This is a genomic window from Desulfobacula sp. (assembly GCF_021107415.1).
The window spans coordinates 1-5,815 of record NZ_JAIOSW010000026.1 but is presented as its reverse complement, the minus strand read 5'-3'; the positions used below and the strand labels follow the sequence as shown (position 1 = coordinate 5,815).

Annotated in this window: 7 protein-coding genes; 3 read left to right on the top strand and 4 right to left on the bottom strand. The window is 41.5% G+C overall.

All coding sequences use genetic code 11. The features are described 5' to 3' along the window. Positions 1 to 71: 71 nt before the first annotated feature. The gene (locus K8S13_RS01500) at positions 72 to 665 is read right to left on the bottom strand and encodes a lactate utilization protein (protein ID WP_291459893.1); all 594 of its coding nucleotides are present in this window, start codon (positions 663 to 665) and stop codon (positions 72 to 74) included. 176 nt (positions 666 to 841) lie between these two features. Between K8S13_RS01500 and K8S13_RS01495 the strand changes: the two genes are divergently transcribed. Then, complete coding sequence (locus K8S13_RS01495; RefSeq protein ID WP_291459891.1) at positions 842 to 3,430, top strand: helix-turn-helix domain-containing protein; 2,589 nt, start codon at positions 842 to 844, stop codon at positions 3,428 to 3,430. Positions 3,431 to 3,774: 344 nt separating this feature from the next. Here the strand turns inward: K8S13_RS01495 and K8S13_RS01490 are convergent, their stop codons facing one another. From K8S13_RS01490 to K8S13_RS01480, 3 genes are read right to left on the bottom strand one after another with little or no spacing between them, the layout of a single operon-like run. Further along, complete coding sequence (locus K8S13_RS01490) at positions 3,775 to 4,167, bottom strand: AAA family ATPase (RefSeq protein WP_367172506.1); 393 nt, start codon at positions 4,165 to 4,167, stop codon at positions 3,775 to 3,777. A gap of 31 nt (positions 4,168 to 4,198) precedes the next feature. Further along, positions 4,199 to 4,552 carry a type II toxin-antitoxin system PemK/MazF family toxin gene (locus tag K8S13_RS01485; protein WP_291459888.1) on the bottom strand — a complete coding sequence of 118 codons (354 nt, stop codon included), beginning with the start codon at positions 4,550 to 4,552 and terminating at the stop codon, positions 4,199 to 4,201. Next, positions 4,546 to 4,806, bottom strand: a complete 261-nt coding sequence (locus K8S13_RS01480; protein ID WP_291459887.1) for a CopG family transcriptional regulator — start codon at positions 4,804 to 4,806, stop codon at positions 4,546 to 4,548. Before K8S13_RS01480 ends, K8S13_RS01485 begins: the two co-directional genes overlap by 7 nt. A 258-nt stretch (positions 4,807 to 5,064) precedes the next feature. Between K8S13_RS01480 and K8S13_RS01475 the strand changes: the two genes are divergently transcribed. Then, complete coding sequence (locus K8S13_RS01475) at positions 5,065 to 5,415, top strand: cupin domain-containing protein (RefSeq protein WP_291459885.1); 351 nt, start codon at positions 5,065 to 5,067, stop codon at positions 5,413 to 5,415. Beyond that, complete coding sequence (locus K8S13_RS01470; RefSeq protein ID WP_291459883.1) at positions 5,412 to 5,663, top strand: hypothetical protein; 252 nt, start codon at positions 5,412 to 5,414, stop codon at positions 5,661 to 5,663. The genes K8S13_RS01475 and K8S13_RS01470 overlap by 4 nt, the downstream gene beginning before the upstream one ends. Positions 5,664 to 5,815 lie beyond the last annotated feature (152 nt).

The following is a 5,815-nucleotide window of genomic DNA, read 5'->3' as shown; positions in this document are numbered from 1 at the left end:
GCTAACAAATTGCTCCATGTTGTTTTTTCCGTACTTAAAAACAAAAAACCATATGAGGTACATCTTATTCATTAGTATTTTGGCTCTGTCCATTTGGGGGTTGACTTATTACCGCTTGTCTTTAACAAGAGTAAATGAAGCTCAACAGGGCCATGAACCCCGATGGTCAGCACCCGTTCGATATCAGCTGTCCGGCTGGCACCTGTGATAAAAGCGGTATAGGATGGGGAATCGCTTTTAAGAATGGCATTGAGTTCAGTTTCAATACCGACAGTGTCCGGCCTTATTTTTGATATGGGCAGCATGGCAATATGGATCCGGGCCAGCATGGTGGCGATGCGGATCTCTTCAGAATCAGATGCCACCATCAGAGTGCCGGTGTCGGCAATCCCGTATTCAGCCCAGGTAAGGGAGGTGTCCAATGTTGGTCCATTCTCCCGTAAAAGCGGATTTAACAGATCCAAATCTGTGGATTTACATAGATCTGACATCATATCCCGGTTCTTTGTATCCAGACCGGGACAAGCCAGGGTTTTCAGTTTTTTTACAATGGTCAGGTCAATCGCATACTGAATCGCATCGGAAACCGAAAATATTTCATGGACAATAGTTCCGACGGCAGCTGCATTTTTGGTCATTATTCGAACTAAACCTTCTGTCTCCATGCAATAATCCTTAAGATATATGATTTATCCGTATGCAACCACAGGCAGCAAGATTACAAACAGGGGCCATAGGATAAGAATAGCAAGGCCGATGAGCAGAGTAAAATTTCTTTGACGAATAGACCAATTTGTCTTTATTTACAACCTTTTTCTTGAATCCCTTTAAAAACAGTGGTATGCCAACTTTTAATGATGATTCAAAAGACCGAATAACTGGCAAGATCCCGATTGTAAAAAAAAATAGTGTGGTGATCAAAAGGATTGTAAAAAAAAACATGGCTTCCACAACTTCTACAAACTATGAACTGCAACTTGCCAACGACTTTGTTCAGAACACCGGCTGCAATATTTTTCTGACAGGTAAGGCAGGTACCGGTAAAACAACCTTTCTCCACAGCCTGCAAAAAAACATGGCAAAACGGATGATTATCACCGCTCCAACCGGTGTTGCAGCCATCAACGCAGGCGGAGTAACACTTCATTCTTTTTTTCAGCTGCCCTTTGGTCCATTTGTACCGGGAAGTGAAACATATGAACGTAATAAACACCGCCAGTTCAGGTTCAGCAAAGAAAAAAGACGGATTATACAAAGCCTTGATTTGCTGGTGATTGATGAAATAAGTATGGTACGGGCCGACTTGCTCGACGCAGTGGATGCTGCGCTGCGCCGTCATCGCCGTAATAATCAGCCCTTTGGCGGAATGCAGCTGCTGATGATCGGAGACCTGCATCAGCTCTCTCCTGTGGCAAAGCATGATGACTGGCAACTGATAAAGCAATATTATGAATCGGTTTATTTTTTCAGCAGTAAGGCGCTTGCACTTACTGAACTGCTTACCATTGAGTTAAAACATATTTATCGCCAGTCAGACGCAGGTTTCATCAAGCTGCTTAACCGGGTGCGTGACAACCGCCTTGATGAATCCACTCTGGCAGACCTTAACCAGCGTTACCTTTCAAATTTCACCCCGGGCAAAGATCAGGGTTATATTACTCTGACCACCCACAACCGCAACGCAGATTCCATCAATCAGGCCAAACTTCAGAGTTTAGACAAAAAAGAACACCATTTCAAGGCGCAAATTTCCGGAGATTTCCCGGAGCATATTTACCCGACTTCGGCAACTCTACGGCTTAAGGAAGGGGCGCAGGTGATGTTTGTGCGTAATGACCCTTCTGTTGAAAAGCTCTATTACAATGGTAAAATCGGCAGGGTCATTAAAATTTCAAATGAAACTATCAGCGTTATCTGCCCTGGAGACTCTGAAAAAATCGTGGTGGAACCGATCATTTGGGAAAATATCAAATATACCTTGAACGATGAAAATAAAGAAATCCAGGAAGACATCATCGGTAAATTTACACAATACCCCTTAAAACTCGCCTGGGCCATTACCATCCATAAAAGCCAGGGACTGACCTTTGACAAGGCCATTATTGATGCCAGAGCCGCCTTTGCCCATGGTCAGGTTTATGTAGCCTTAAGTCGCTGTAAAACCATAGAGGGTATGGTGCTTAGCTCTCCCCTCTCATCGAAGGGGATAGAAACTAACCCGGCAGTAACACATTTTATCGAAACCGCCAGTCAAAACCCACCATCCAAAACTCTGTTTCAGACTGCGACAATCAATTACCAGCAGCAATTATTACTTGATTGTTTTGATTTTCAATTATTGCGTAACCGGCTTAACTATCTTTGTCGGCTTTTGCTGGGTAATGCCAGAGTGGTCCAGGTGTCAGGTATTACCGATATCCGCCAACTGGAAGAAATGGCCTTAAAAAATATCTTTGTTATCAGTGAAAATTTTAAGCGGCAATTAAACACAATTTTTGGAGATGGCAACCTGCCCGAGTCAGATGCGGTTATTTTAGAACGAATCAGCAAGGCATCCGTATGGTTTCAGGATCAATCCGGCGTGATTCTTGGGGAGCCGGTGCAAAAACTGCACGTAGAAACAGACAATACCGAACTGCGTAAAAAAATTAACAATGCCCTGAATAATCTTAAAAAAGAAATCGCTGTGAAGTCGGCTGGAGTACAAAGCTGCGAAAAAGGATTTTCACCTTCAGCTTTTCTGCACGCTGTTGCAAATGCTGAAATTGATTTTATCCCTGAAAAAAGAAAAAAGAACCGGCTCCCGGATTATGGCGAATCAGATATTGAGCATCTGGAGCTGTTCCAGACATTAAAGGACTGGCGTTCCAACAAGGCCAAAGAGAAAGAACTTGCTCTTTTTCAAATTTTACACCAACGGGTATTGATCCAGATTGTGGTATGTCTGCCGGAAAATACGGCTGCTTTAAAGAGAATAAGCGGCGTGGGCAAGAAAACGATCAAAAACTATGGTGAAGAACTTATGGAACTGGTTTTGGCCTATCGCAAAAAATACGGGATAGACAAGGTCGCATTGCCGGAACCTAAAAATCTTCCAAAAGAAAGTACTCCGGCAAAGAAGAAGGCTCCATCCTCGGATACGAAACAAACAAGCTTTGATATGTTCAATAAGGGATTAACCATTGCTAAAATTGCAGAAGAAAGAGGGCTGGTACAAAATACAATTGAAGGGCATCTGGCCTTTTTTGTAGAAAAAGGCACATTAGATATCAACAGGCTGCTTTCACCTGAAAAACAACAGGCCATTAAAAAAGAACTGGCGATAGATCACAATAATTCCCTGAGTGAAGTGAAAAATACCCTTGGAGATGAGTATTCCTATGGCGAAGTCAAAATGATAATATCCCTTCTAAAACATCTGGCCTCTTAGTCTCCGTATCATTTGTTTTTCTAAATCTTGTTTGCCCTCAAAAACAATATAATATTTTACCCAAATATCATGTGGCAGCATTCTCGATAAGACACCCTTTAACATCTCCTTTGCCGAGGGCTCTTCCAATAAACAAACAAGTGCTTTCATTGGGGGTCAACACCTCCAAAGAGACTTTGCTTCCAGAGGTACCCCATCTGATCTCCGGCCTTCATATATGCGGATACTTGTTCATCATCAGAAGCTCGCTTAATCACCGTATAGCCGTTTTCTTTCTCCAGCCAGAATACCTCGTTTAAATTAACGGCATTCAAAAAATCAGGAGAATGGGTAGAAACAAAGACCTATCCTCCTCGATTGGAGTAGGAACGAAATTCTTCTGCAAGCTCCCACAACAGCTTCGGATATAATTGATTCTCGGGTTCTTCTATGCAAAGCAAGAGATGCGGATTCGGGTCATATAGCAAAATTAAATAGGCCAACATCTTGATTGTTCCGTCAGATGTAAAACAAGCCAAAAAAGGATCTTCAAATGCCCCGTCCTGAAATTTAAGCAGAACCCGTCCCTCTTCCGTTGTTTTTGCTTCTATATGCGATATACCAGGAACACGATCTTTTAACAGACCTTTAATTTTATCAAATGTTCTGGAGTGATGTTTATATAAATATTCAACCACTAACGACAGGTTTTCCCCTTCTCTCGAAAGATGATCTGCAAAACCAGCTTCCTGCTCCAGCCTTGCCTTATAATTAATTTTCCCCTTGTAGCTATAATTCTCTTGGCTCTGTAAGTAATTGAATCCCCTTTAGTATTTCCACGATTCTTTCCTTGGTTACTTTTCCTATCTTTTCGCAAAGGTCATTTCTATCTACGGTATAAATTTGAGTAATATTTACCACACTCTTTTTAGGAAGACCTGCTTCACCTTTTCTTAAAACAACATTGCCCGGAGATAAGCCCCTTTTTAAATTGGAAGTAAGTGAACACATTACAATCGTATTGATTTTGCTTGAATTAAAGAGATTATTTTGGATAACAATATGTGGATGTCTATATCCTGGTTCTGAGCCGCCTGGTTCACCAAGGGCTACCCAATATATTTCACCTTGTTCAATTACCATGGCTCTCTTTCAAGATTTTTGGCCTGTTTTTGACGCATCTTGCTATGGACTTTAATTTCATCAGAATCAGGATGGTCACTAAATGCCTTGTTAATTTGAGAAAGCAGGTTTTGACTCTCATTTTTTTTAATATAATCTTGAACTGCCATCACAAACAATTTGCTCCTTGAGACATTCAGTTCCCCGGCTAACCTGTTTACTTCTTTAAATAATTCTTCTTGCATTGATATAGCTGTTTTTACGCTGGTTGCCATGATAAGCCTCCCTGGTACACTTGATGGTATGCAATAAATATGGCATTTTGTTATACCGATGTCAATACTATATTTTGTTGATGTTCTATCTTTACCACTGCCGGGTCATATTATTAGAACAAGTTTTCAATTTACTTGCGATTGCTCTGGAAATGATATCCAATTCCATTGACAATTCTATAATTAATAGCATATTTGTTTTATTGCTATGCGTTAAAAAACACTTGGATTAACATACCGTTATAAGGAGAATCACAAATGAAAGTTGTTAATTATAAAGATATACCGCCGGTTGTCATGGACAATGAAATGGTTAAAAACGTGGCCGGCAGGGTGATGATCGGAAAGGCAGACGGGGCAAAAAACTTTTGCATGAGGCTGTTTGAAATGGGTAAGGATGGATACACACCCAGACATACCCATGACTGGGAGCATGAAGTTTTCGTCCACGCAGGCATAGGAGAGGTATTAATAGATGATAAATGGCATCCGGTTTCAGAGGGCTCGGCCATATTTGTTCCGGCAAATATTGAGCACCAGTTCAGGAATACATCTGACAGAACGTTTGCTTTTGTCTGCCTGATTCCGTCGGGAGCGCCTGAATTGTGATGGAGTTAAGATCCTGTGTGGGAAAAGATGCCCGGTTTATTGTGGGTATTCACAAGCCTGAGTTTAAAATAAAAAACTTAAGAGACAATGATTATTTTGAACCTCTCGGGCAGCTTGAAGACGGCACCATGATTGACAACATAGTCAATTTTCCCAAAGGTGATCTTTATGAACCCAATGCAGACATCATCTATCACAGCGCCAATCCGTTCCCATTCAGCGGCACAACTTACATTAACCCTGCATAGGCTGATATCAAACCCGCTCATCCTGAAACAATCCGTATCTCAAAGCCTGAACCCCGCTCTTTGCTTCAAACCTTTGAACTGTCTAAAAAAATCAAAAGCACCGGGATTAAAGATAAAACAACCCTTCTGACTATACTGCCGCATCCTTTGCT

Bases quoted from the DNA above. Each gene is read 5' to 3' on its own strand.
- K8S13_RS01500 (WP_291459893.1), bottom strand. From the start codon at position 665: ATGGAGACAGAAGGTTTAGTTCGAATAATGACCAAAAATGCAGCTGCC.
- K8S13_RS01495 (WP_291459891.1), top strand. From the start codon at position 842: ATGCCAACTTTTAATGATGATTCAAAAGACCGAATAACTGGCAAGATC.
- K8S13_RS01485 (WP_291459888.1), bottom strand. From the start codon at position 4,552: ATGGTAATTGAACAAGGTGAAATATATTGGGTAGCCCTTGGTGAACCA.
- K8S13_RS01480 (WP_291459887.1), bottom strand. From the start codon at position 4,806: ATGGCAACCAGCGTAAAAACAGCTATATCAATGCAAGAAGAATTATTT.
- K8S13_RS01475 (WP_291459885.1), top strand. From the start codon at position 5,065: ATGAAAGTTGTTAATTATAAAGATATACCGCCGGTTGTCATGGACAAT.